Source organism: Agrobacterium sp. 22-226-1 (assembly GCF_053522345.1).
On sequence record NZ_JBNWCP010000008.1, the window covers coordinates 79,481 to 102,656 of the forward strand.

At 60.8% G+C, this 23,176-nt stretch carries 20 protein-coding genes; 13 read left to right on the forward strand and 7 right to left on the reverse strand.

Annotated elements, in window-relative coordinates; genetic code table 11:
- Nucleotides 1-27 precede the first annotated feature (27 nt).
- The 5 genes from tsdA to ACQZ5K_RS15285 all read left to right on the forward strand — a co-directional run bounded on the left by tsdA (nucleotide 28) and on the right by ACQZ5K_RS15285 (nucleotide 4,808).
- The gene (gene tsdA, locus ACQZ5K_RS15265; RefSeq protein WP_059755140.1) at nucleotides 28-1,011 is read left to right on the forward strand and encodes a gamma-resorcylate decarboxylase; all 984 of its coding nucleotides are present in this window, start codon (nucleotides 28-30) and stop codon (nucleotides 1,009-1,011) included.
- 3 nt (nucleotides 1,012-1,014) lie between these two features.
- Nucleotides 1,015-2,070 carry a maleylacetate reductase gene (gene graC, locus ACQZ5K_RS15270; protein WP_448740738.1) on the forward strand — a complete coding sequence of 352 codons (1,056 nt, stop codon included), beginning with the start codon at nucleotides 1,015-1,017 and terminating at the stop codon, nucleotides 2,068-2,070.
- A 12-nt stretch (nucleotides 2,071-2,082) separates the two neighbouring features.
- Nucleotides 2,083-2,970, forward strand: coding sequence for a hydroxyquinol 1,2-dioxygenase (gene graB / locus ACQZ5K_RS15275; protein WP_448740739.1), 888 nt, complete (start codon nucleotides 2,083-2,085; stop codon nucleotides 2,968-2,970).
- Nucleotides 2,967-3,305 carry a YciI family protein gene (locus ACQZ5K_RS15280; protein ID WP_448740740.1) on the forward strand — a complete coding sequence of 113 codons (339 nt, stop codon included), beginning with the start codon at nucleotides 2,967-2,969 and terminating at the stop codon, nucleotides 3,303-3,305. Before graB ends, ACQZ5K_RS15280 begins: the two co-directional genes overlap by 4 nt.
- 216 nt (nucleotides 3,306-3,521) lie before the next feature.
- Complete coding sequence (locus tag ACQZ5K_RS15285; protein ID WP_162935813.1) at nucleotides 3,522-4,808, forward strand: MFS transporter; 1,287 nt, start codon at nucleotides 3,522-3,524, stop codon at nucleotides 4,806-4,808.
- 99 nt (nucleotides 4,809-4,907) lie between these two features.
- On the opposite strand, the gene telA is transcribed toward ACQZ5K_RS15285, so the two are convergent.
- The 3 genes from telA to mprF form a co-directional block, all read right to left on the reverse strand.
- Nucleotides 4,908-6,236 (reverse strand): telomere resolvase TelA, encoded by a 1,329-nt coding sequence (gene telA / locus ACQZ5K_RS15290; protein WP_448740741.1) that lies wholly within the window; start codon nucleotides 6,234-6,236, stop codon nucleotides 4,908-4,910.
- Nucleotides 6,237-6,457: 221 nt separating this feature from the next.
- Nucleotides 6,458-7,828 (reverse strand): virulence factor, encoded by a 1,371-nt coding sequence (locus ACQZ5K_RS15295; RefSeq protein ID WP_448740828.1) that lies wholly within the window; start codon nucleotides 7,826-7,828, stop codon nucleotides 6,458-6,460.
- An 11-nt stretch (nucleotides 7,829-7,839) separates the two neighbouring features.
- Nucleotides 7,840-10,440, reverse strand: coding sequence for a bifunctional lysylphosphatidylglycerol flippase/synthetase MprF (gene mprF, locus ACQZ5K_RS15300; protein WP_448740742.1), 2,601 nt, complete (start codon nucleotides 10,438-10,440; stop codon nucleotides 7,840-7,842).
- Between the two features lie 275 nt (nucleotides 10,441-10,715).
- Here mprF and ACQZ5K_RS15305 point away from each other — a divergent pair, with 275 nt between their 5' ends.
- The gene (locus tag ACQZ5K_RS15305) at nucleotides 10,716-11,009 is read left to right on the forward strand and encodes a hypothetical protein (protein ID WP_448740743.1); all 294 of its coding nucleotides are present in this window, start codon (nucleotides 10,716-10,718) and stop codon (nucleotides 11,007-11,009) included.
- 55 nt (nucleotides 11,010-11,064) lie between these two features.
- Here the strand turns inward: ACQZ5K_RS15305 and ACQZ5K_RS15310 are convergent, their stop codons facing one another.
- The gene (locus ACQZ5K_RS15310) at nucleotides 11,065-12,105 is read right to left on the reverse strand and encodes a dipeptidase (protein WP_448740744.1); all 1,041 of its coding nucleotides are present in this window, start codon (nucleotides 12,103-12,105) and stop codon (nucleotides 11,065-11,067) included.
- Nucleotides 12,106-12,337: 232 nt separating this feature from the next.
- Here ACQZ5K_RS15310 and ACQZ5K_RS15315 point away from each other — a divergent pair, with 232 nt between their 5' ends.
- From ACQZ5K_RS15315 to ACQZ5K_RS15345, 7 genes are all read left to right on the forward strand, one after another.
- Nucleotides 12,338-13,933 carry an ABC transporter substrate-binding protein gene (locus ACQZ5K_RS15315; protein ID WP_448740745.1) on the forward strand — a complete coding sequence of 532 codons (1,596 nt, stop codon included), beginning with the start codon at nucleotides 12,338-12,340 and terminating at the stop codon, nucleotides 13,931-13,933.
- A 2-nt stretch (nucleotides 13,934-13,935) separates the two neighbouring features.
- On the forward strand, nucleotides 13,936-14,949 hold the full coding sequence (locus tag ACQZ5K_RS15320) for an ABC transporter permease (protein ID WP_448740829.1): 1,014 nt from the start codon (nucleotides 13,936-13,938) through the stop codon (nucleotides 14,947-14,949).
- Nucleotides 14,946-15,848, forward strand: coding sequence for a nickel transporter permease (gene nikC / locus ACQZ5K_RS15325; RefSeq protein ID WP_080807181.1), 903 nt, complete (start codon nucleotides 14,946-14,948; stop codon nucleotides 15,846-15,848). The genes ACQZ5K_RS15320 and nikC overlap by 4 nt, the downstream gene beginning before the upstream one ends.
- 3 nt (nucleotides 15,849-15,851) lie before the next feature.
- Entirely contained in the window at nucleotides 15,852-16,682 is an 831-nt protein-coding gene (locus ACQZ5K_RS15330) for an ABC transporter ATP-binding protein (RefSeq protein ID WP_448740746.1), read from the forward strand.
- Complete coding sequence (locus ACQZ5K_RS15335) at nucleotides 16,679-17,419, forward strand: ABC transporter ATP-binding protein (protein WP_448740747.1); 741 nt, start codon at nucleotides 16,679-16,681, stop codon at nucleotides 17,417-17,419. The genes ACQZ5K_RS15330 and ACQZ5K_RS15335 overlap by 4 nt, the downstream gene beginning before the upstream one ends.
- A 143-nt stretch (nucleotides 17,420-17,562) precedes the next feature.
- The gene (locus ACQZ5K_RS15340) at nucleotides 17,563-19,074 is read left to right on the forward strand and encodes a serine hydrolase domain-containing protein (RefSeq protein ID WP_448740748.1); all 1,512 of its coding nucleotides are present in this window, start codon (nucleotides 17,563-17,565) and stop codon (nucleotides 19,072-19,074) included.
- Nucleotides 19,075-19,160: 86 nt separating this feature from the next.
- Complete coding sequence (locus ACQZ5K_RS15345; protein WP_448740749.1) at nucleotides 19,161-20,057, forward strand: LysR substrate-binding domain-containing protein; 897 nt, start codon at nucleotides 19,161-19,163, stop codon at nucleotides 20,055-20,057.
- Nucleotides 20,058-20,122: 65 nt separating this feature from the next.
- Here ACQZ5K_RS15345 and ACQZ5K_RS15350 read toward each other — a convergent pair whose 3' ends face one another.
- From ACQZ5K_RS15350 to ACQZ5K_RS15360, 3 genes are all read right to left on the reverse strand, one after another.
- On the reverse strand, nucleotides 20,123-20,989 hold the full coding sequence (locus ACQZ5K_RS15350; RefSeq protein WP_448740750.1) for a D-amino-acid transaminase: 867 nt from the start codon (nucleotides 20,987-20,989) through the stop codon (nucleotides 20,123-20,125).
- A gap of 20 nt (nucleotides 20,990-21,009) precedes the next feature.
- Nucleotides 21,010-22,068 carry a P1 family peptidase gene (locus tag ACQZ5K_RS15355; RefSeq protein ID WP_448740751.1) on the reverse strand — a complete coding sequence of 353 codons (1,059 nt, stop codon included), beginning with the start codon at nucleotides 22,066-22,068 and terminating at the stop codon, nucleotides 21,010-21,012.
- A gap of 142 nt (nucleotides 22,069-22,210) precedes the next feature.
- Nucleotides 22,211-23,170 carry a sugar kinase gene (locus tag ACQZ5K_RS15360; protein WP_448740752.1) on the reverse strand — a complete coding sequence of 320 codons (960 nt, stop codon included), beginning with the start codon at nucleotides 23,168-23,170 and terminating at the stop codon, nucleotides 22,211-22,213.
- Between the last annotated feature and the right edge of the window lie 6 nt (nucleotides 23,171-23,176).

A 23,176-nucleotide genomic window follows, 5' to 3' on the forward strand; every position in this document is an offset into this window, starting at 1 on the left:
TCAAAGAGTGAATTCGGAGGAAACCACATGCAAGGCAAGGTCGCTCTCGAGGAGCATTTCGCAATCCCGGAAACGCTTCAGGATTCGGCCGGGTTCGTACCCGGCGACTACTGGAAGGAACTGCAGCACCGCCTGCTCGACATTCAGGATACGCGCCTGAAGCTGATGGATGCGCATGGCATCGAAACCATGATCCTGTCGCTGAATGCGCCGGCGGTGCAGGCCATTCCCGACAGGAAGAAGGCGATCGAGATCGCGCGGCGGGCAAATGACGTTCTCGCCGAAGAATGCGCCAGGCGGCCGGATCGCTTCCTTGCCTTCGCAGCACTGCCGTTGCAGGACCCGGATGCGGCGACGCAGGAGCTTCAGCGCTGCGTCAACGATCTCGGTTTCGTCGGCGCGCTCGTTAACGGTTTCAGCCAGGAGGGCGATGGCCAGACGCCGCTTTATTACGACCTGCCGCAATATCGCCCGTTCTGGGGCGAGGTGGAAAAGCTCGACGTGCCCTTCTACCTGCATCCGCGCAACCCGCTGCCGCAGGATTCTCGGATTTATGACGGTCATCCCTGGCTGCTCGGCCCCACCTGGGCTTTCGCGCAGGAAACGGCCGTGCACGCGTTGCGTCTGATGGCGTCCGGCCTGTTCGACGAGCATCCGCGGCTCAACATCATTCTCGGCCATATGGGCGAGGGCCTGCCCTACATGATGTGGCGCATCGACCACCGCAATGCCTGGGTAAAGCTGCCGCCGCGTTATCCGGCCAAGCGCCGTTTCGTGGATTATTTCAACGAGAATTTCCACATCACCACCTCGGGCAATTTCCGCACCCAGACGCTGATCGACGCCATTCTGGAAATCGGTGCGGATCGTATCCTGTTTTCCACGGACTGGCCCTTCGAGAATATCGACCACGCCTCCGACTGGTTCAACGCGACGACCATCGCCGAGGCGGACCGGGTGAAGATCGGCCGTACCAATGCGCGCCGCCTGTTCAAGCTCGACGGGCGCTGAACCATGCAGCCGTTCGTCTATATGGCCGCGCCCGCCCGCATCGTCTTCGGCGCGGGCAACTCGGCGGGCGTGGCGGAGGAAATCCGCCGCCTTGGCCTGTCGCGGGCGCTGGTGCTTTCCACGCCGCAGCAGAAGGGCGACGCGGAGGCGCTTGCCGCCCGGCTCGGCCGGCTTGCCGTGGGTGTCTTCTCCGATGCGGCCATGCATACGCCGGTCGAGGTGACGAAAAACGCGGTCGAAGTCTATCGCACCGCCGGATCGGATTGCGTTGTGGCGCTTGGCGGCGGCTCCACCACCGGTCTCGGCAAGGCCATTGCGCTGCGCACCGATGCGGCGCAGATCGTCATCCCGACCACCTATGCCGGTTCCGAGGTGACACCCATTCTCGGCCAGACGGAAAACGGGGTGAAGACCACCATACGCGGGCCGGAAATCCTGCCGGAAGCGGTGATTTACGATGCGGAACTGACGCTTGGATTGCCGGTCGCCATCAGCATGACGAGCGGGCTGAACGCCATGGCGCATGCGGCGGAGGCGCTTTACGCGCAGGATCGCAATCCCATCGCCAGCCTGATGGCGGTTGAGGGATTGCGGGCGATGATCGAGGCGCTTCCCGGCGTGAAGGCTGCGCCGCAGGATGTCAAAGCACGCGAGACCGCGCTTTATGGTGCGTGGCTGTGCGGCACGGTGCTTGGCGCCGTCGGCATGTCGCTGCATCACAAGCTTTGCCACACGCTGGGCGGCAGTCTCGATCTGCCGCACGCGGAAACCCATGCGGTGCTTCTGCCGTATACCATCGCCTATGTGGAACAGGCGGTGCCGGATCTGCTTGCGCCACTTGCTTCTCTTGTAGGCGGCAGGGCCGGGGCGGGACTCTATGATTTTGCCGCCCGGCTTGGCGCGCCGTCGAGCCTTGCTGCTCTCGGGGTCCGGTCGGACGATCTCGACCGCATGGCGGAGCTTGCAACGGCCAATTCTTACTGGTGCCCGCGGCCAATCGAAAAAACTGCGATCCGCGACCTTTTGCAATGCGCCTTCGAGGGCGCGCGGCCGGAGTGATGGGAGGAGACGATGGATATGAAGATGAGCAAAGATGACGGCTACTTCGTCGAGGAACGTTCGGCTGAAACCGTGATCACGCGGATGCGCGACTGTGACGATCCGCGTCTGAAGGAAATCATGGCGGTGGTGACGCGCAAGCTGCATGAGGCGGTGAAGGAAATCGAGCCGACCGAGGAGGAGTGGATGAAGGCCATTCATTTTCTCACCGAGGTTGGCCAGATCTGCAATGAATGGCGGCAGGAATGGATCCTGTTTTCCGATATTCTCGGTGTCTCCATGCTGGTCGACGCCATCAACCATCGCAAGCCGAGCGGCGCGTCGGAATCGACCGTTCTCGGCCCCTTCCATGTCGCGGATGCGCCGGAAATGCCGATGGGTGCGAATATCTGCCTCGATGGCAAGGGTGAGGATATGGTGGTCACCGGCCGCATCCTCGATACACACGGCGCGCCGGTCGCCGGCGCACGCATAGATGTCTGGCAGGCCAATGACGAAGGTTTTTATGACGTGCAGCAGAAGGGCATCCAGCCCGATTTCAACCTGCGCGGCGTCTTCATCACCGGCGAGGACGGGCGCTACTGGTTCCGGGCCGCCAAGCCGAAATATTATCCGATCCCGGATGACGGTCCGGTCGGGCAGCTGCTGCGCGCCATGGGGCGGCATCCCTACCGGCCGGCGCATCTGCACTATATCGTTTCGGCCGAAGGCTTCACTACGCTCGTCACCCATATTTTCGATCCCGACGATCCCTATATCCGTTCGGATGCGGTCTTCGGCGTAAAAGAAAGTCTGCTCGCCGATTTCCAGCGGGTGGATGATGCGCAAAAGGCGCGGGACCTGGGTTTCATCGGCGACTGGTTCTGGTCGGTGAACCACGATTTCGTGCTCGCCCGATGAGCGGCGGGAGCGACCGAACCCGGCTTTACGTGCGTTTCGCCGAAAGCGATCCCGCTGCGGCCGCACAACGGGCGGCGCAGATAGAGGCTCACAAGGCCCATCTGCGCAATGGCGAGGCGATGGCGGAAGGGTTCAGGATTCTTGTCTCCGGCCCGATGAGCGCGATTGCCGACGGCTCATCCGCCGCCCTCATTATTGCGCAGGCGCGCTCCATCGAAGATGTCATCGCCTTCAGCGATGCCGATCCATTCGTCATTCACGGTGTTTATAACCGCATTCATATTTTGAGCTGGACGCCGACGTTGTCGACGATTTCCGGGCTGGAGCCTGGCTGAATTTCGTCGGCGCGGTGCGCCTGGCATTTGTTAATATTTCATTTGCAATTTTTGCAAATGCAACATTTAATCGAAGGCGGGATGCTGGCGATATGTGCTTGACAGGAGCAGGGCACATATCAGTGTGGAGCACGCCGGGCACTCACGGAGGATATCGCAGGAACGGGAGACGCTTATCCATACCGGATGGCGCGTTCATGCGTGAAAGGGAGGAAGATGTCCACGAATTATCTGAGCGCCGCGTCAGCGCGGACGAAGAACCCGGCCGGCGTTATCGCGACATGCGGCCTGATGATCATGTTTGACGGTTACGATCTGGTCGTTTACGGCGCCGTCGCACCGGCACTCTTGAAAGAAAGCGCATGGGCGCTCAACCCGGCCATGGTCGGGCGCGCCGCCGCGCTGACGCTGGTGGGCATGCTGCTCGGCGCGCTTTTTGCCGGCACCATGGCCGACCGCATCGGCCGCCGGAAGGTGGTTCTTCTCAGCCTCGCCGGCTTTTCGGCGATGATGATTGCCTCGGCCATGACGCCGAATTTTCTCGCCTTCGAAATCACACGCTTCTTCGCCGGTCTCGGGCTTGGCGCACTGTTGCCGACGGTCACCGCGCTGGTGCTGGAATTTTCGCCGCCGCATCGCAGAGCGCAGGCCAATTCCCTGTCTTTCCTCGGTTATCTTATCGGCGGCATCATTTCCGGCGTCATGGGCATCCTTCTTCTGGAGACCTATGGCTGGCGGCCCTTGATGCTGATCGGCGGCCTGCCGCTTATTCTTCTGCCGATCTTCATGCGCTTCCTGCCGGAATCGCCCGAATGGCTGGCAAGCAAGGGGCGGCAGGCGGAGGCTGACGGCATTTGCGACAGCTACGGTCTGCAACGCATCGTACCGCATGCGAAAATTCAAAAGGGCGGTGTCGGAGCGCTGTTCTCGGAAGGCCGGTTGCTCTCGACGCTGAATGCCTGGGGCATCCACTTCTGCTCGCTGCTTCTCACCTTCGGCATGGTCAACTGGCTGCCCACCATCATGAACAAGATGGGTTATGACATCAGTTCGGCGCTCAGCTTTTCCGTCATGCTCAATGTCGGGGCTGCGATCGGCATTCTCATCGGCGGGCGGTTTGCGGATAAGGGCAACGTCAAGGTGGTCGTGGCGATCCTGTTTGCCATCGGCGCCGCCTCGATCTTCGCCCTGACGGTGAACAAGGGGCCGCTTCTTTATGCCTTCGTCGCCCTTGCGGGTGCGGGCACCATCGGCACCCAGATTCTCGCCAATGTTCTGGTGGGACGGCTCTACCCCGTTCATATTCGCGGCACGGGTCTCGGCTTTTCGCTGGCGGTTGGGCGGCTCGGCGGCATTGCCGGTCCGATGATCGGCGGCCTCGTGTTGCAGCGCGGTCTGGCGCCCGAGTGGAATTTCTACATTTTCGGCTCGGTCGCACTTGTGGGGCTGATGCTGACGGTATTGACCCTGCTTTACCGCACCTCCGGTGACGCGCGGGTTTGATGAATGAAACGGCCGGCCGCGGAGAACTGAAATCCGCGGCCGGCGCATTTCCGGCAAAACCGCCGAGCGGTTTTACGCCCGGAAAATGACGTTAACGCATCATGCCTTGCGGGATACCGGCGCGATTGTCGCCATCTGCTGCAGCGTCCGTTCGTTGATGCGTTTGGCCCGTGCCAGCGCATCGTCGCGATCTTCCGGCAGTGTATAGGTCATATAGGACAGCGAGGTTTCGAGATCGTTGTTGTTATGTCCGAGAATGGCGGCGAAGTAGCTGTTCTTGGTCACATGCGGCGGCGCGAAATTGTGAAAGGCCACCTCGGCATAGAGGTGCCGGAGGCCATAGGGCTTGGGAAGCTCTTCCTTCGGCCAGAGATCCTCGAACAGGTTAAAAACCGTGTCCCGAAGCAGCAGGCGGGTTTCCGACGAAAAATCGTCGATCGACATGCCATGCCACAATTTTCCCTGTCCGCTTTCGCGCAGGCGCCTATAGGCGGCCAGAATGGTTTCCGAACGGGCAAGCACCGGGATTTCATAGGTAATCCCAAACTTCGTTCCTTCGCCCTGTTTCGTCTTGGCCTGGCCGTTGAACAGGAGGCTCCATTTGGAGACGCCCTTGCCATAGGGGGCAGGTGAAAATTCCGCCTGGGTGAAGACCTCGTAGGGGCGGCGTCCCGTCATGCCGATCAGGCCGATGCCGATCATCAGGGGATCGGCGGACAGGAGCTTATCGGCGCAAATCTTCAGAACCTGCCGATAATTCTCGAAGGTGATCAGCGCGCCGTGCTTTCTGGCGATCTTCTCCATCTTCACCCGGCGTGCATCGTCATACATCGCGGCATCGCCGGTGGCGATCTTCAGCATCGGATGGTCGTCCCCGAAGGCCTCGCGGATGGCGTTGCGATATTTGGTGATGTAGGAGATGATCGTGGTCTGGGCTCTGCCCTTCATGGTGCCGATTTCAGCATTCCACAGGGTCTGCATCTCTTCTTTCGTTCCCATGCCGTTCATCGCCGCAATGAAATCCGCGATACGCAGCAGAACGGTCGGCTTGCGACCGGCGGTATTGAACTCCGCCCGCTCGATTTTCTCGACGATGGAGGTCGCCACGCCGGTTTTCGTATAGTCGGCGCGCGCAATATAGGTGTTCAGCCGCTCGCGCAGCTTCTTCATGTTACAGATGGCAAGCGGTGTGCTCTTGACGCCGAACTCGGCCTTCAGCGCATTGCGATATTTCATGATGTAGAGTTCGAGCGTCTTTTCGGTGCGGCCATTGTCGAAATGGTAGCGGACCTCGGCATCCCACAGATCGCGGATTTTTCTGTTGCGCAGCGTGTCATCGCTCTTCATTGCCTCTTTGACCTGACCGACGAAATGATCGATGCGTTCCACGAGGACTGGTGTTTTCGTCTTTCGCTTTGAAGCGGGCATGCGGCGGCTCCCTGAACCCGTCCGGAAATATAAAATCCATGGTTGGCGATCAACAGCAGCACGGTTGCGGAAATGTGATGAACATCCACTGCAGGCCGGTTTCTTTTGAATAATAGTTTAAGCGATTCCGCAAGCACGGCCGTGATGCGAAGAAGCATCGGCGATGCATTCGCCGTCAAAGATTATCCGAGATTCGGAATATCGGCCTGTGGTGATGCAGGCTATTTCGGCAGCCGGGTCTTCAGCGAGGTCACGATACGCTTGGCCAGTCCCTCATAGTCCTCGTCAAAATGGTGGCCGCCCTCGATGCCGACCGCTTCCACGCCCTTGGCTTTCAGGCCGGGGCAGGGGTCTTCATCTTCTTCTTCCGTGCCATAGATGCATTGCACCAGCTTCGGATCGATCTTGGCGATGTCGTCCACCGTCTTGCCGCCCTTGCCTTCACCGGCAACGCCAAGCCAGCCTTCGACGGAAATCTCGAAATCCACTTCGGTCGAAAGTCCCATCAGGGTCAGTTGCACGACATGGGACTTGTCGCGGTCCGGCAGCAGATTATAGGTGGCGGGAAGAATATCGGCACCGAAGGAATAGCCGATCAACACCACATTGCGCACTTTCCATTCCTTGCGATAGGTGTCGATGATGCGGCCGAGATCGGTGGCGACCTCCTGCGGTTTCTTTTCCTTCCAGAAATAGCGAAGCGAATCGACGCCGATGACGGGTATGCCTTCCTTCTGGAAGGCGCCGCCCACTTCCTCATCGAGATCGCGCCAGCCGCCGTCACCGGAATAGATCACCGCCATGGTGTCCATCACCGGGCTGGTTTCCAGAACCTTGATCGGCAGGCCGAGCGGGCTGTCCGTGTCGCCTGCGGCGTCGATCTGGTCGGACAGGGTCTGGGTCAGAACCTCGTCCGCCTTGTCATCCACATCCGTCACGTCGATATCGGGATGCAGCTTGACGAGCGCATTGACGTGGTCGCGGCCCTTCTGATCCGCGGCAGGCGTGAACAGCACGCTGACGGGGGCGGGCAGCGGGCCGTCGGTCAGGCCATAGACCGTTTCGCCATCCGCCTTGTCCTTGATGGCGGGGGTGCAGAGGATTTTCTCAAGCGGCAGGCCGGCCTTGGGGTCGACGGCGATGGCTTCCCGGACGGTGGAGACGGGGCTCTGCGCAATCATCGCCAGCGCCAGCGTTCCGCCCTTGCCGATGCCGGTGAGGATGGGCTGGCGATAGCTGCTCGTGCCGGCGGTGCGCTGAATCTGCTGCGAGAGCGACTCGATGTCCGAGATCATATAGATGCACTCGTCGTCATCGGCCTCGAGCGCCTTCAGATATTCCTTGAAATCGATACCGACCACGGCGGCACCTTTTTCCACCAGCGCTCTGGCGCGGGTCTCATCGGCGGCCGTCCATCCGTCCGCATTGGAAATCAGGAAGACGCTGGCGAGAATTTCGCCATCCGGCACCATGATGTGTCCGGCGGGGATCATGCCGGTCTCGTAAGCGGGCTTGTCCTGCGCAAGAACGGCGCCGGAAACAAGAAAGGGGGAGGCGAACAGGGCGGAGGCGGCAAGAACCGCTTTCAGCATGCTGGATTTTCTCATTTTCCGATCACTCCTCTGACGCCGCCGCTGATGAGAACCGTCGCGTCCATCAGCGCCAGAGCGGCGTCTGCGCCGTTCTGCACGGCAAGGTAACGCGGTTCCCATTTCGGGTGGAACTTCGCCTTGAAGGCGCGAAGTCCCTTGAAGTTGTAGAAACGTTCTCCGTGTTCGAAAAGCGTGCTGCCGATGCGGTCCCAGACGGGGGCGGCGTCGCGTTTCGACATGCCGGACATGGGGGCCATGCCGAGATTGAAGCTCTCATAGCCCGCTTCGCGCAGATATTGCATGATGCTGACGAAGAGAAAATCCATCGAGCCGCGCGGCGCATCCGGCGAAAAACGCATGAGGTCGACTGTGGCTTCCTTTTTCGTGTCCGTCACCATCAGGTTGGCGAAGGCGGTGATCTTTCCATCCTTGCGCAGCACGGCGACGGGTTGCGACAGGATGTAATCCGGCTCGAAAGCGCCAAGAGAGAAGCGCTTTTCCCGGGTATTGTGGTGGGCGAGCCAGCCATCGGAGACCTGTTTCAGCTCATCCAGAATATCTGCCACCTGCGCTTGCTCGACCACCTCGAAGGTCAGTCCGTCGCGCGCGCCGCGGCTCAGCGACTGGCGAAGATTGGCAAGCTTGCCGCCCTTCAGTTCGAATGCGGTGAGATCGACCAATGCCAGTTCGCCGAGCTTGAAGGCGCGCAGGCCTGCATCGGCGCAATGGGAGAGGAGGAAAGGCGAAATCTGATAGAAGGCGGCGCGCGCGCCGGCGCCACGGGCGGCTTCCACAAATTGCCAGACCAGATCCGGAAAATCATCCTCATCGCCGACCGGATCGGCAAACGCGATCCATGAGCGGCCCTGAATCCCATACATGATGAAGGCGTTGCCGCTTTCGGAGAACATCACGTGTTTGTCGCCCATGCGCACGAGATTGGCGTCGGCCGCATCCTGTGTCATGACGATGCCGGTCGCACTCGTGACGTCGTCGGCCTTGATGGCGTCCGGCCTGAAGGCCACCGGCCGCATCAGGCTGAAGATGGCGATGGTGGAGGAGGCGAGCACGAGGCCGAGAAGGGCGCGCAATCCGCGCGGCGCTTCCTCGGAGAATTCGAACTGCCACCATAATGTCTGGCTGTAATCCGTATCGCGATAGACGAAGAGCAGGATTGTCGCCGCGCCGGCAATGATGACGGCCATGGCGGCGAGCCAGCTTGGCCCAAGCGCCTGCTTCACCAGCGAGGCATGGCGGTTAAAGCTGCGCATATTGACGGAAAGGGCCGCGATGAAGACGCCGAGGATGGCGGCTTCGAACACGGCGATGGCCTTGAGGAGCGAGAGGACCAGCGCCAGCGAGGCCGCGACGAGCGCAATCCACCAGGCGCCGTCAAGCCGCTGCCCAAGGCCGCGCGAAGCGACGACAAGCACGAGGCCGAGAATGCTCGTCAGAAAATGCGCCGCCTCGACGATGGGAAGCGGCACGAAATTGGAGAGGAAATCCAGATTGCTGTCCGGCGTCGGCGTCACGCTAGAAAAGATCAGCATGGTGCCGAGGATCATCGCGAAGGTCGATAGCAGCGGCGGCGCGAGCCTGACGGCAAGCTGGCTGATATCCGACACAACAGGCTTTGCCGCGAACTGCTTCATCTCCGAGACGAGCATGACCAGAATGGCCACCACCAGCGGCAGCACGTGATAGATCACGCGGTAGAGAACGAGGCTTCCGAGCAGCTGATCGACGCTGATGGCGTTGCCAAGCCCCGCAACCATGACGGTTTCGAAGACGCCAAGACCGGCGGGCACATGGCTGAGGACGCCGAGGCCGACGGCGGTGGCGTAGATGGCGAAAAATGTCGGCCAGCCCAGATGCGTGTCGGGCAGCAGGACATAAAGCACGGAGGCGGAGGCGGCGATATCGAAAGCGGAGACGAGAAACTGGCGCGACGATGTCCGGCTGTCCGGGAGACGAAGACGCCATGCGCCGAGCCGGATGGCGCGCCCGTTGCGCCCGACATAGGCCGCCACCACGAGAACCGCGATTATGGCAAGCGCTGCACCCCTGAGAATGACGGCATCGACGCCGATGATGGCGGCGATGCGCGGCGCGACGATGAAGGTGGAGATGGCGCTGACCGAAAGCAGCCCAAGCCCGAAGGACAGCGTGACGAAGGCGATGACGCGGGCGATTTCACCGGGTGACAGACCCAGCCGGGAATAGGCGCGAAAGCGGATGGCGCCACCGCTCAAGGGGCCGAAACCGGCAGTGTTGCCAATGGCATAGGCCGCAAACGCAGTTGCCGCCATGGGCGGAAAGGGTAGCTTGCGGCCGATATATTCGATGGCATTGGCGTCGTAGAATATCAGCGCCAGAAAGCTGAGCGCGGTGAAAACGATGGCGAGCAGCACCGCCGAGGCCGAGGTCTGCGTCAGCGCATCGATGACGTCGTCGTAGCGGACTTCGGAGGTCAGGTGATAGATGGCGAAGGTCATCATCACGAAGACCAGCGTAATGGCGATCGCGGTCAGATAGGGGCGGTTTCTGGCGAAAAAGCTTTCAACCGCAGATTCCGTAACATCGGTTTGTGTAATTTCGCTCTTGTCTGCCATTTACTTTGCCCAGCGCCAGTTCCTGTTGGCGAACCACAGGATTGTGTCGCTAATTCGTTTCGGTTGAGGAAATGTGATTAGCAGAAAAGCATGAAGTGTCGATGTGAAGTTTATGGCCGATCATGCGTTAATTTCACCGGATTTGGGGCGGAAAATGCAACTATGGAATGTATGATTGACGGGATTGTTCCGAATGACGCCAAATTGACCGTTGCGGTTGCTTGGTGGTGCCGTTTGATGCGACTACACGCTCCTTTCGATTGAAGGAGATGCCAATGAACACGCCCATAAGAATAGTCGTTTCGCTCGTCGTCGCCCTCGTGGCGGGCGGCGGATACATGGCGGTGGATAAGATGCACGGCGCCGAATGGGTCGTTTCGCCGCAACAGATCACGGAGGCCAAGGCGAAAGGGCAGATGGGTTATGAATCCCGTCCGGGAACCGTAACCGTATTGCCGATCCGCAGCGAGACGGCGGATGTGCTGCCGATGAAATGGGCGATGATCGGTGTCGTAGCCGGGCTTCTGGCTTTCCGGGCGACCGGCAGGAAAAAAGCGGCAAAGGCTTAAGGGCCTGCCGCTCACATCTCCGGCGCTTTGCGCCGGAGATAAATTGCAATATGCCTTACGCGCCCCAGGTTTTTTCGAGCACACGGATCCAGTTGCCGTGGCAGATTTTGGCAAGCGCCTCGTCGTCATAACCACCCTTGCGCAGGGCTTCGACAAGCAATTGCAGATCGGCTGCGTCCTTCATGGCGGCGGGAATGGTGGTGCCGTCGAAATCCGAGCCGAGCGCGACGTGATCGATGCCGATGCGGTTGACGATATAGTCCACGTGGCGGACGAGTTCGTTGAGATCGGTGTCCGGGTTCTTCACGCCATCCTGCCGCAGGAACAGAACGCCGAAATTGATGCCGGCAAGGCCGCCCGTGTCGCGGATGGCGTCAAGCTGCCGGTCCGTCAGATTGCGGCTGTGATTGCACAGCGCATAGGCGTTGGAGTGCGACGCCACCAGCGGCGCGTCGGAAATCCCGGCAATGTCCCAGAAACCCTGCTCGTTCATGTGCGACAGGTCGACCATGATCTTCAGCTCGTTGCAGGTCTTTATCAGCCGCTTGCCGGCATCGGTGAGGCCGGGGCCGATATCCGGCGTCGAGGGGAAACGGAAGGGAACGCCGTAAGCGAAGATGTTCGGGCGGCTCCAGACCGGCCCGAGCGTGCGCAGGCCCGCTTCGTAGAGAACGTGGAGAGCATCCAGATCGGCGCCGATCGCCTCCGCACCTTCGATATGGAAGACGGAGGCGAAAGCGCCCTCTGCCATGGCGTTGCGGATATCGGCGGCCGTGCGGCAGACCTTGAGCGCGCCTGCGGATTGTTTCTCTGCCCGGAACAAAAGAGCGGCCATGGCGAGCGTCGCCTTCAGCGCATCCGCCTCGGTCGGCGTCGGGTAGTCGCCGTTGGCGTCCTTGTCCATGCTGGGCGAAGGCACATAGGCGGCGCAGAGGCCACCGGCCAGCCCGCCTTTCTTGGCGCGAGGCAGGTCAATGTGGCCGACGGTATCCCCTTCGATGAGAAGCGTTTCGGGGGAAACATTGCCCGATCGCCATAACCGCAGCAGCACGTCGTTGTGGCCGTCGAAGACGGGTACGGTTTTTTGATCGGTCATGGTCATTCACCTTCGGAAATGGGATTGCGCGGACGCGCGTGCGGACGAGTTTTCTGAATTGGTAGAGGAAAGGTCAAGGCGGGAGCAAATGCAATCCGTGCATAGGCTCTGCCAAATTTGGAATTGGTCGGGCCTCGTTTGCTCATGGTAATCGCGGGAAACATAAAAAAAACGACTGGATTGGGGCAAACCCACCATTTTCCGAAAAATAAGGTCCGAAAGGGGATTTTCGATGATTTCAAGACGCAACCTGCTGATTGCCGGCGCTGCCATTCCGTTCCTGTCTTATGCGCGCATTCCGGCATTTGCCGCGACACCGAAGGACATTCTGGTCGTTGCCCAGCAGCTGGACAATATGACGAGCCTTGACCCGCATGAAGGTTTCGAAGCCGTCGGCGGTGAAATCATCTCCAACATGTATCAGAAGCTGGTGCGCGCCAACCGCGAGGATTCCACCAAGGTTGATCCGGTTATCGCGAAATCCTGGGAAGCCGATGCGGACAGCAAGGTCTTCACCTTCGTGATCGGTGACGAAGCGACATTCGCGAGCGGTGAGAAAGTAACCGCGGAAGACGTCGCCTTCTCGCTGCAGCGCGCCATCAAGATGAACAAGAGCCCGGCCTTCATCATCAGCCAGTTCGGCTTCACGCCCGACAATGCCGAGACGACCATCGTTGCCACTGATGACAAGACGGTGAAGCTGACGACGGCAAAGCCGACCGCCATCTCCTTCCTGCTTTATTGCCTCTCCGCCAATATCGGCGCGATCGTCGAAAAGAAGGCGGTTCTCGCCAATGCTTCTGGCGAAGACCTGGGCAATGGCTGGCTGCAGAAGAACAGCGCCGGCTCCGGCGACTTCGTGCTGCAGGCCTGGAAGCCGAGCGAAAGCGTTGCGCTCACCGTCAATCCGAACGGTCCTTACAAGGGCAATATCAAGCGCATCATCCTGCGCCATGTCACCGATCCGTCTTCCCAGCTTCTGATGCTGCAGAAGGGCGATATCGACATTGCCCGCGACCTGACCTCCGAGCAGCTGCGCACGGTCAAGGACGACGCCAATATCGAGCTGGAGCGCAAGTCCATTGCCTCGCTGGTGCTGATCTCGCTCAACCAGGGCAATGAGAACCTCGCCAAGCCGCAGGTCTGGCAGGCCATCAAGTGGGCGCTGGACTACAAGGGCATGCAGGAAAACATCGTGCCGCTGACGCACGAAATCCACCAGAGCTTCGAGCCGAAGGGCTTCCCCGGCGCCGTCAACGACATCCCGTACCAGCGCGATGTCGAAAAGGCCAAGGCGCTGATGGCCGAAGCCGGCTTTGCCGACGGTTTCGAGATCAGTATGGATCACTATTCCGCCCAGCCTTACCCGGATCTGGCGCAGGCCATTCAGGCCAACCTTGCCGATATCGGCATCAAGGTGCGCCTGCAGTCGGCGGAAAACCGTCAGGTTCTGACCAAGATGCGCGCCCGCGAACACCAGATGGCGCTTTCCGCATGGGGCACGGATTATTTCGATCCGCATTCCAACGCCGATGTCTTCAACATCAACAAGGACAATGGCGACGACGCCAAGTCGAAGCCCTTCCTGTGGCGTTCACGTTTCAAGAACGACGACTTCGCCGCCAAGGCGGAAGCCGCCCGTGACGAGAAGGACCCGGCAAAGCGCGTGGAGCTTTATGAAGCCCTGCAGCGCGAGCACATGGAAAACAGCCCCTTCGTGTTCATGTTCCAGACCACGAAGACGGCAGCTTTCCGCAAGGGCGTTTCCGGCTTCGAACTCGGCGTTCTCTCCGAGGGCAATTCCTACCACGATGCGAAGAAAGCGTGACATTGAACAAGCGCGTTAAAAGCATATCGTCGATACTGGGCAGCGTCATCCTGACGCTGTTCGGTTTGATGGTCATCACCTTCATGATCGGGCGCGTCATGCCCGTCGATCCCGTCATCGCGGCGGTCGGCGACAATGCGCCCGAAGACGTCATCGTGCGCGTGCGGGCCGAAATGGGTCTCGACCAGCCGCTGGTCGTGCAGTTCTTCCATTATGTCTCGCAGGTTCTGCATGGCGATTTCGGCAATTCGATCCTGACCCGCAATCCGGTCTGGATCGATATCAAGCGCGTCTTCCCCGCCACTTTCGAACTTGCCACCGCAGCACTTATCCTCGCAGCGCTGATCGGCATTCCGCTCGGTGTCTGGGCCGCCGTGAAGCAGGGCAAGATCACCGATCAGGTCATCCGCGTCGTCTGCCTTGCCGGTCACTCCGTGCCGGTCTTCATGCTGGCGCTGATTTCGCTGCTCGTCTTTTACGCCACGCTTGGCGTCGCACCGGGGCCGGGCCGGCAGGACATCATCTATGACGGCATGATCACGCAGGTCACCGGCCTGATGACGGTCGACACGCTGCTTGCGGGCGACTGGGATGCCTTTTACGACGCCATCGCCCATATGGTGCAGCCCGTCTGCATTCTCGCCTATTTCAGCATGGCCTATATCACCCGCATGACGCGCGCCTTCATGATCGACGCGTTGAAGGGCGAATATGTCATCACCGCTCGTGCCAAGGGGCTGTCCGCCATGACCGTGATCTGGGGCCACGCCTTCCCGACGGTCGCCGTGCAGCTCGTCACGGTTCTGGCGCTCACCTATGCCGGCCTTCTCGAAGGTGCCGTGGTGACGGAAACCGTCTTCAGCTGGCCGGGCCTTGGTCAATACCTCACCGTCTCGCTCATGAACGCGGACATGAACCCGGTCGTCGGAGCAACCCTGTTGATCGGCTTCATCTATGTCGCCCTCAACCTGCTCGCAGACGTGCTTTACAGAGTTATGGATCCTCGCGTTCGATGATGTTAGCTAATTTCAGAAATTGGGCTCTGGATGAGACGCCGCATTCCCGCACACAGGCTGCCTGGGGAAACCGGTATCGCATCTGGCTCAACCTCAAGTCCAATCCGCTGGCGGTGATCGGTCTGACCATCATCGTCCTGTTCATCGCCCTGTCGCTTCTGGCGCCGCTGCTCGCGCCCTATGATCCGGCGACGCAGAATCTCGGCAATCGCTTAGCGTTTCCAAATGCCGAACACTGGTTCGGCACGGATGAGCTGGGCCGCGACATTCTCTCGCGCATTCTTTACGGCGGCCGCGTCACGCTCGGCATGGTCATTGCCGTCGTCGTTCTCGTGGCACCCATTGGCCTCGCCATCGGCTGCATCGCCGGTTATTTCGGCGGCATTGTCGATACGGTGCTGATGCGGGTGACGGATGTGTTTCTGGCTTTCCCGCGCCTCATCCTCGCGCTCGCCTTTGTCGCGGCGCTGAAGCCCGGCGTTGAAAGCGCCATTCTCGCCATCGCGCTCACCGCATGGCCGCCCTATGCGCGTCTTGCACGCGCCGAAACCATGACGGTGCGCGGCAGCGATTTCGTCGCGGCCTACCGGCTGACGGGCGCTTCCGCCTGGCGCATCATCGCCCGCCATATCGCGCCGCTCTGCGTGCCGAGCCTTATCGTGCGCATCACGCTCGACATGAGCTCGATCATCATCACCGCCGCAAGCCTCGGCTTCCTCGGCATGGGCGCGCAGCCGCCTTCGCCGGAATGGGGCGCGATGATTGCCACCGCCAAGCGCTTCATCTTCGAACAATGGTGGGTCGCCACCATTCCCGGCATCGCCATCTTCCTCGTTTCGCTCGCCTTCAACTTCCTTGGCGATGGCTTGCGCGACGTTCTCGACCCGAAGGGACATTGAGCCATGCTGGTCGAAATCGAAAATCTGAAGATCGCTTTCCAGACCCGCACCAGCCGTTTCGAGGCGGTGCGCGGTGTCTCCATGAAGCTTGGCACTGAAAAGCTCGGTATTGTCGGCGAATCCGGTTCCGGCAAGAGCCTGACGGCGCGGGCGCTGATGAAGCTTCTGCCCTCTAATGCCGATATTAGGGCCGACAAGCTCTCCTTCGACGGTATCGATGTGCTCGCCGCCAGCGAAAGGCAGATGCGCCAGATCCGCGGCAAGCGCGCGGGTTTCATCCTGCAGGACCCGAAATATTCGCTGAACCCGGTGAAGACCATGGGTGCGCAGATTGCGGAAGCCTGGCGTGCCCATAAGGGCGGTAGCAAGCGTGCTGCCATGGAAGCGGCAATTGCGCTTCTCGATCAGGTGAAGATCCGCAATCCGCGCCAGGTCGCTTCTTCCTATGCGCATGAGGTTTCCGGCGGCATGGGCCAGCGCGTGATGATCGCCATGATGCTGGCGCCCGATCCCGAACTCCTGATCGCCGACGAGCCGACCAGCGCGCTCGATGCGACGGTGCAGGCGGAAATCCTGCGGCTGATCGAGGAGCTGGTGTCGGAACGCGGCATGGGCCTCATCCTCATCAGCCACGACCTGCCGCTCGTTTCGCATTTCTGCGACCGCGTGGCCGTGATGTATTCCGGCCGGGTGATGGAGGAGCTGAAGGCGTCCGAACTCCTGAAAGCCGAACATCCCTATACAAAGGGACTTCTGAACTGCATTCCCTCGCTGACGCATCCGCGCGAGCGTCTTCCCGTTCTCAACCGTGATGCAGCGTGGTCCAGCCAATGATCGATGTCGACAATCTCCGTATCAAGTTCGGCGACCGTGAAGTCGTGAAAGGCGTGTCCTTTTTGGTTGAGAAGGGTGGCAGCTTCGGCATCGTCGGTGAAAGCGGATCGGGCAAGTCCACCATCCTGCGCGCCATGGCCGGCCTCAACGAAAGCTGGGAAGGCCGCATCGCCTTTGCCGGCAAGGATGCACCGCTGAGGCGCACGCCGGAATTCTTCCGGCAGGTGCAGATGGTGTTTCAGGATCCTTACGGGTCGTTGCATCCGCGCCAGACCATCGACCGCATTCTCAGCGAACTGCCGCTGGTGCACGGCATGGACAATATTGAAAAGCGCATCCAGCAGGCGCTCTCGGATGTGGCTCTGCCGCAGGCAGTGCGCTTCCGTTTTCCGCACCAGCTTTCCGGCGGCCAGCGCCAGCGCGTGGCGATTGCCCGCGCGCTGATCGCGGACCCGCAGGTGCTGCTGCTGGATGAGCCGACCTCGGCGCTCGACGTGTCGGTGCAGGCGGAAATCCTGAACCTCTTGCAGGACCTGCGTGCGGCACGCAACCTCACCTATATTCTCGTCAGCCACAATCTGGCGGTTATTGCGCATCTGTGCCCGCAGGTTGGCGTGATGTTGAATGGGGAAATGGTGGAGCAGCTGAGTGCGAGCGATCTGCGCGAGGGCCGCACGAAACATCCGCATACGGAAGAGCTGCGCAGCCTGAGCATCCGGCTGGAAGAGCCGGCCTGACGGCCGGTCACCCGGCCAACGTTACACATGGATCGAGCGGGTGCCGCCCGCTTCTTCTCCCCGGCGGGGAGAAGAAACAAGCGGCGATGCCGGTGACAAAACCGTTGTCCTCGCACGCTGCAATAGAGATACGAGACCGAACCATGCCACAGCAATTCGACTGGAACGCCGCTTCAACCCTTTCAGAGAGCTTCGTCTCGCAATGGGCGGGCAACGAGCCGGGTGGAGCGGTCATCGGTTTCGATCTCAACGGTATCCGTTTCGCCCATGCGGGCGGTGTCGAGAGCCTTTCGACATTCGCACCTTTCACGCCGCAGAGCGTGGTGCGTTATGCTTCCGTCACCAAACACGCTTTTTGCGCGATGGTGCTTACCCATTCCGATCTGATCGGGCTTGACGATACACTCGGCAAGCATCTGCCGGAGTTGCAATCGCCGCTCCGCGAGGTGACGGTGGGGCAGGCGCTGGATATGAGTGGCGGCTTGCCGGATACGCGGGAATGCCTCTCACTGCTTGGCCTTTCCGTCTATACCGAGACGAAGGCCGGCCCGCTTCTCGAATACCTGTCGAGGTTGGCCCGGCTGAATTTCGAAGCCGGCAGCGAGGTGTCCTATTCCAATACCGGTTATCGTCTGGTGGAAGCGGCGTTGGAACGCCGGGGTTTCCGTTTTGACGATTTCGTGCAGACGCAGATTGCCGGCCCCTTCGGCGTGTTCCTGAAGGCGCCCGATGTCTGGAACGATCCGGTCGATGGCCTCGTGCCGGGTTACTGGAAAGCCGAAGACAACTGGCAGCTTTCGGCCGCCGGTCTGCATATTTCCGCTTCGGGCAGTCTTGCCGGCAGCGCCGAAGCGCTGACCCGCTGGCTGCAGGGGCTGATGCGGGGCGAGGGCAGCTTTGCGGGCGTTCTCGACAGGCTTTCTGCTGAACGTTCGTTGGCCGATGGGCGGATGAGCGAATATGGCCTCGGCCTGCGCTGGTCGCATCTCGGCGACAGGCGCTTCGTCGGCCATGGCGGTTCGCATCCGGGCTACAAGACTTATTTCCTGCTCGATCCGGAAAACGGCACGGGTTTCGTCGTGGTGTCGAACCGCGAGGATACCAACGGCTTCAAGATCGCGCTCGAAAACATGGTGGCCCTCACCGGCCTGCCTTTGCCCAAGCCGGCCGCCAGCCTGCCGGAAGGCCTTTACGTGACCGAAAGCGGGCCGTGGTGGCTGGAAATCAAGGGCAGCACATCCACCTTCATCGATGGTGACGACACGCTTTATGAAGATGTCGATGGCTGGGTATCGTCGCGTTCGGCATCGTCGCCCATGCGTCTGAGGCTTGAGGGCGGTGCGATTGTCGGTGAGGCCGGTCACGCCGCCCGCCGCTTCCTGCCGGTCCGCGATCATGCGGTGCCGGATGATCTTTCAGGATCATGGCGCTCCGATGAGGGCGCCGAATTTTCGATCAGCGGCTCCTCATTGACGATGGGCATCGGCCCGACGCGCCGCAGCATGCCTCTGAAGGCGCTCGGCAATGGCCGTTTCCTCTTCACGCTGATTGACGGGCCATGGACGAAGCGCGTCTGCCTCAATCGTCTGGGCGATGACCGGATCGAGCTGGTTTCCAGCCGGGCGCGGATGATCGAATATTCAAGGGCTCTTTAAAAGAGTTTCATTCACATCCCATTGCTCCTAATAAAGACGCTTTCCGAATGAACGGATAGGATATTGTTGGTGGGGGAGTGTGAGCCGTGGAAGTCAAATGGCTCGAGGATTTCCTGGCGCTGGCCGGAACGCTCAATTTCTCGAAGGCGGCGGATGAGCGGCATGTGACGCAATCCGCCTTCAGCCGGCGCATCAAGCAGCTGGAGGCTTGGGTGGGCGCGACGCTGGTTGACCGCGCCTCCTATCCTTCCCGGCTGACCGAAGCGGGCGTGAAATTCGTGCCGGTGGCGCAGGAAACGCTGAAGCAGCTTTATCATGCCCGGCGCACGCTTCTTCAGGAAGAGGGGGCGGATGCCAGGACGGTGCGGCTGACGGCTCTGCACACCCTGTCCTTCACCTTCTTTCCCGACTGGCTGAAGCGGGTGAACGAAAAGGCGGGACCGCTGTTTTCTGTGTTGAGGCCCGATTCCGGCAGCATGGAGGAAAACCTCAATTCGCTGGTGGATGGGCAGAGCGATTTCCTGCTGACCTATGCCCACCCTGAAGTGCCGATGCTGCTCGATGCGCAGACCTTCGAGTTCCGGGTGCTGGGTGCGGAAAACATCATTCCCGTTTCCGCGCCGGCGAAAGATGGTTCACCGCTGCATGAACTGGTGGAAAATGCGCGAAAACCCTTTGCCTATCTCGATTATGAAAAGGCCTCGTTCTTCGGGCCGTTGCTGCGCGATCTCCTGAGCGCGCGCCTGCCGCAATTCGAGCGGGTGCATGAGGGCAGCATGTCGGTGGGGCTGAAAGCCATGGCGATGGCCGGCTGGGGTGTCGCCTGGGTGCCGGAAAGCCTGATGCGGCACGAGCTGGATAGCGGCGCTCTGGTGCGGGCCGCTGATTCAAGTTTCGATATTGCCGTCGATATCAGGCTTTATCGTTCGAAGGAGAACCGCCGGCCCGTGGTTGAGCGCATCTGGGCGGTTCTCGAAGGTTAGAGCATTTCCGGTAAAAGTGGCCCCCGGTTTTCCATCCGGAAATGCGGCAAACAAAACGCTTTCGATCAGATGGCGGTGCGGCGGGCGTTTTCGAGGTAGAGCGCGCGCAGGCGGCTCACCATCGGGCCGGGCTTGCCGTTACCCACCGGCTTGCCGTCGATCTTCGTGACCGAAACCACGAAGTTGGAGGCGCTGGTCAGGCAGGCCTCGTCGGCATTCAGCGCCTCTTCCAGCGTGAAGGGGCGTTCTTCCAGCGTAAAGCCGGCTTCCTTGGCCAGCTGTAGGGCGGCAAGACGGGTGCAGCCGGGCAGGGTCTTGTTGCTGTTGCCGCGGGTGATGATCTTCTTGTCGGCGGTGACGATATAGGCGGTCGAGGACGCGCCTTCGGTGACGAAACCATCCTCGATCATCCAGGCTTCGTCGCAGCCTTCGGCCTTGGCGATGCGCTTGGCCATGACCTGCGGCAGAAGGCAGACGGTCTTGATGTCGCGGCGTTCCCAGCGCTGGTCGGGAACGGATTTGACGGCGATGCCGGCTTCCTCGACCGGGGTGCCGATCAGCTTCTTGGCCTGGGTGAACATGACCAGCGTCGGCTTCAGATCGGTGGAAAACAGGAAGTTGCGGTCTTCGGCACCACGCGTCAGCTGCAGGTAGATCATGCCTTCGACGAGGTTGTTATCGGCGATCAGGCGGCGCTCGGCCTCGACGATTTCCTTGGTCGTGACCGGCAGGGCCACGTCGATTTCGCGGGCGCTGCGCTCCAGCCGGGCCATATGCAGGTCGCTGTCGATCAGCTTGCCTTCCAGAACCGAGGTGACTTCATAAATACCGTCGCCGAACAGGAAACCGCGGTCGAAGATGGAAAGGCGGGCGTCCGCTTCGGGCAGGAATTCGCCGTTGACGTAAACGATGCGACCGGATTGGCTAGTCATGAAAACTCCGTCTGGAAAAGTCAGGCTGAAAGAAGGGTTTTAAGGGCGTCGATGGAAATGGCCTCGACCGTGGAGGCCTTGCCGGTGCCGGCATTTAAGCCCGTGGTCGTGGTTGCTGCGCAGAGCGAATTGAGGATCGCCTCCTCTGTCGCCTCAATCGCTGCTTCGAAGAGCGGCGAAATCGCATCGTTGGAAAGCTCCGGGTATTCTGTCACCGCCTTGCGGCGTGCGGGCGTGCGGCGAAGGCGCTCATCGGTGGAGAATGCCAGTGCGTAGTCGCCGGAGCCATTGCTGAGTGCGGCGCCCGTGCGAGCCAGCCCACCGAAGCTCCTGGCGGCCAGACGCTTCAGATTGCGGGACGACAGCGGCGCGTCGGTCGCGACCACGATGACGATGGAGCCGTCCTTATCCTTATGCTCCGGGCTGAGATAGGGCTTGCCGCAGACCAGCAGATGGCCGCCATAATTGGATTGTACGAGAACGCCGAGCGTATAGGTCTTTCCGGCAATTGTGACGATTCGCGAGGTGGTGCCGATGCCGCCCTTCATGCCGAAGGCCACCGTGCCCGTTCCGGCGCCAACGCCGCCCTCGGCCACCGGGCCTGTGGCCGCGTTTTGCGGCGCGGCCGAAATTTCCTCGATGGTCGGGCGGCCGGCGCGGATGTCGTTGAGCCGGGAATCGTTGGTTTCGCCGACGACGGCATTGATCGACACGACTTTCTCATTGCCCGGCTGCGCCAGCGTATGGCGGTTGATCGCCTCGATGGCCCGGCCTGTCGCCAGCGTATTGGTGAGGATAACAGGTGTTTCGAGTTCGCCGAGTTCCTCGATCTGGGTGGAGCCGGCAAATTTGCCGAAGCCGTTATAGACGGCGAAGGCGGCGGGCACCTTGTCCTGAAAGAGATTGCCGCCATGCGGCAGGATCGCGGTTGCGCCGGTGCGGATCGTGTCGCCTTCGATGACGGTCGAATGGCCGATGGTCACGCCTTCGACATCGGTGATGGCGTTGAGCGGGCCGGTTTCGAAATGGCCGGGCCGGAAACCGATATCGCGCAGTCTCGGGCGGGTCGTCTGATACATCGGGCGATCACTTTTGCGGAATGCAGGCGGAAATTGGAGCGGGCGCGGCTTGCGAAAAGCTTTGCCTGTCCGAACGTTAGCCTAGTTCTCCGCGAAACGGCATCGCAAAAATGGAATAGTTTTATGCGGGCAATGGATGCGCTCAGGAGGCGCGCAGCGTGGGTTCGCCTTCACGCTCCAGCCATTGCCGCATGGCTTCCTCGGTCTCTTCGCGCGTGGGTGCGCCGATGCGGCCGCCGAAGATCGTGCATTTCAGGGCGGCGGCAACGGAGGAGAGGCGGATGGCGGCACGGCTTTCCATGCCTTCAGCCATCGCCAGCGCAAAGGTGCCGTGGAAGATATCGCCCGCCGCCAGCGTATCCACTGCTTTAACCTGCACCGTCGTCTGGAAATGCACGGTCGGATCGCCGGCCTCTGTCCACCAGCAGCCTTGCGGACCGGCGGTGACGGCGATGAAGGTCTGCGGGTAGTGGGAATGCAGCACCGGCAGCATGTCCTTCACCGTTTCAAGTCCGGTCAGCCGGGCGGCGGCGGGTTCGGAAAAGACGATATGGGTTGCGGCGGGGGCCAGCTTCTCAAGGGTTTCGATGGGTGCAACGTCGCCATCCAGAATGGCTAGTTTGCCCAGAGTGCGTGCCACAGTCAGAACATCGAGCGCCAGTTCCGGCCAGCGAACATCCACCAGAACGGCGTCAAAGGGGGCAATATCTGCCGGCGTGCAGGAGCGTTTTTTCTCATGCAGGCGATGATCATAGAAAGGCACGATCAGCCGTTCTCCCCGGTCATCGATGATGATCGTCGAGAGGGCCGAGTGTGCGCCGGGCGCAACCGTCATGCCTGATGTGTCGATGCCGCTTTCACTGAGATCGCGAAGGATACGGGCGCCGGTCTCATCGTCACCCACTGCACCCCAGAGGCTAGCGCGGCCGCCCATGCGATGCACGGCATAGGCGGCGCTCGACGCCATGCCTTCGGCGATCTGCAACATTTCGTAAGGCAGGACCTTGCCTTCGCCCTTCGGCATGTCATGCACGCGAAACAGGGTGTCCAGCACGGCGGCACCCACGCAGAGCACATGCTTGCCGCCCTGTTCCTTCACCATTCTCTT

Bases quoted from the DNA above. Each gene is read 5' to 3' on its own strand.
- nikC (WP_080807181.1), top strand. From the start codon at position 14,946: ATGATGTTAGCTAATTTCAGAAATTGGGCTCTGGATGAGACGCCGCAT.
- ACQZ5K_RS15315 (WP_448740745.1), top strand. From the start codon at position 12,338: ATGATTTCAAGACGCAACCTGCTGATTGCCGGCGCTGCCATTCCGTTC.
- ACQZ5K_RS15295 (WP_448740828.1), bottom strand. From the start codon at position 7,828: ATGCTGAAAGCGGTTCTTGCCGCCTCCGCCCTGTTCGCCTCCCCCTTT.
- ACQZ5K_RS15285 (WP_162935813.1), top strand. From the start codon at position 3,522: ATGTCCACGAATTATCTGAGCGCCGCGTCAGCGCGGACGAAGAACCCG.
- graC (WP_448740738.1), top strand. From the start codon at position 1,015: ATGCAGCCGTTCGTCTATATGGCCGCGCCCGCCCGCATCGTCTTCGGC.
- ACQZ5K_RS15355 (WP_448740751.1), bottom strand. From the start codon at position 22,068: ATGTATCAGACGACCCGCCCGAGACTGCGCGATATCGGTTTCCGGCCC.
- telA (WP_448740741.1), bottom strand. From the start codon at position 6,236: ATGCCCGCTTCAAAGCGAAAGACGAAAACACCAGTCCTCGTGGAACGC.
- ACQZ5K_RS15340 (WP_448740748.1), top strand. From the start codon at position 17,563: ATGCCACAGCAATTCGACTGGAACGCCGCTTCAACCCTTTCAGAGAGC.
- ACQZ5K_RS15335 (WP_448740747.1), top strand. From the start codon at position 16,679: ATGATCGATGTCGACAATCTCCGTATCAAGTTCGGCGACCGTGAAGTC.
- ACQZ5K_RS15305 (WP_448740743.1), top strand. From the start codon at position 10,716: ATGAACACGCCCATAAGAATAGTCGTTTCGCTCGTCGTCGCCCTCGTG.
- ACQZ5K_RS15280 (WP_448740740.1), top strand. From the start codon at position 2,967: ATGAGCGGCGGGAGCGACCGAACCCGGCTTTACGTGCGTTTCGCCGAA.
- ACQZ5K_RS15360 (WP_448740752.1), bottom strand. From the start codon at position 23,170: ATGGTGAAGGAACAGGGCGGCAAGCATGTGCTCTGCGTGGGTGCCGCC.
- ACQZ5K_RS15310 (WP_448740744.1), bottom strand. From the start codon at position 12,105: ATGACCGATCAAAAAACCGTACCCGTCTTCGACGGCCACAACGACGTG.
- ACQZ5K_RS15350 (WP_448740750.1), bottom strand. From the start codon at position 20,989: ATGACTAGCCAATCCGGTCGCATCGTTTACGTCAACGGCGAATTCCTG.
- mprF (WP_448740742.1), bottom strand. From the start codon at position 10,440: ATGGCAGACAAGAGCGAAATTACACAAACCGATGTTACGGAATCTGCG.
- ACQZ5K_RS15330 (WP_448740746.1), top strand. From the start codon at position 15,852: ATGCTGGTCGAAATCGAAAATCTGAAGATCGCTTTCCAGACCCGCACC.
- tsdA (WP_059755140.1), top strand. From the start codon at position 28: ATGCAAGGCAAGGTCGCTCTCGAGGAGCATTTCGCAATCCCGGAAACG.
- graB (WP_448740739.1), top strand. From the start codon at position 2,083: ATGGATATGAAGATGAGCAAAGATGACGGCTACTTCGTCGAGGAACGT.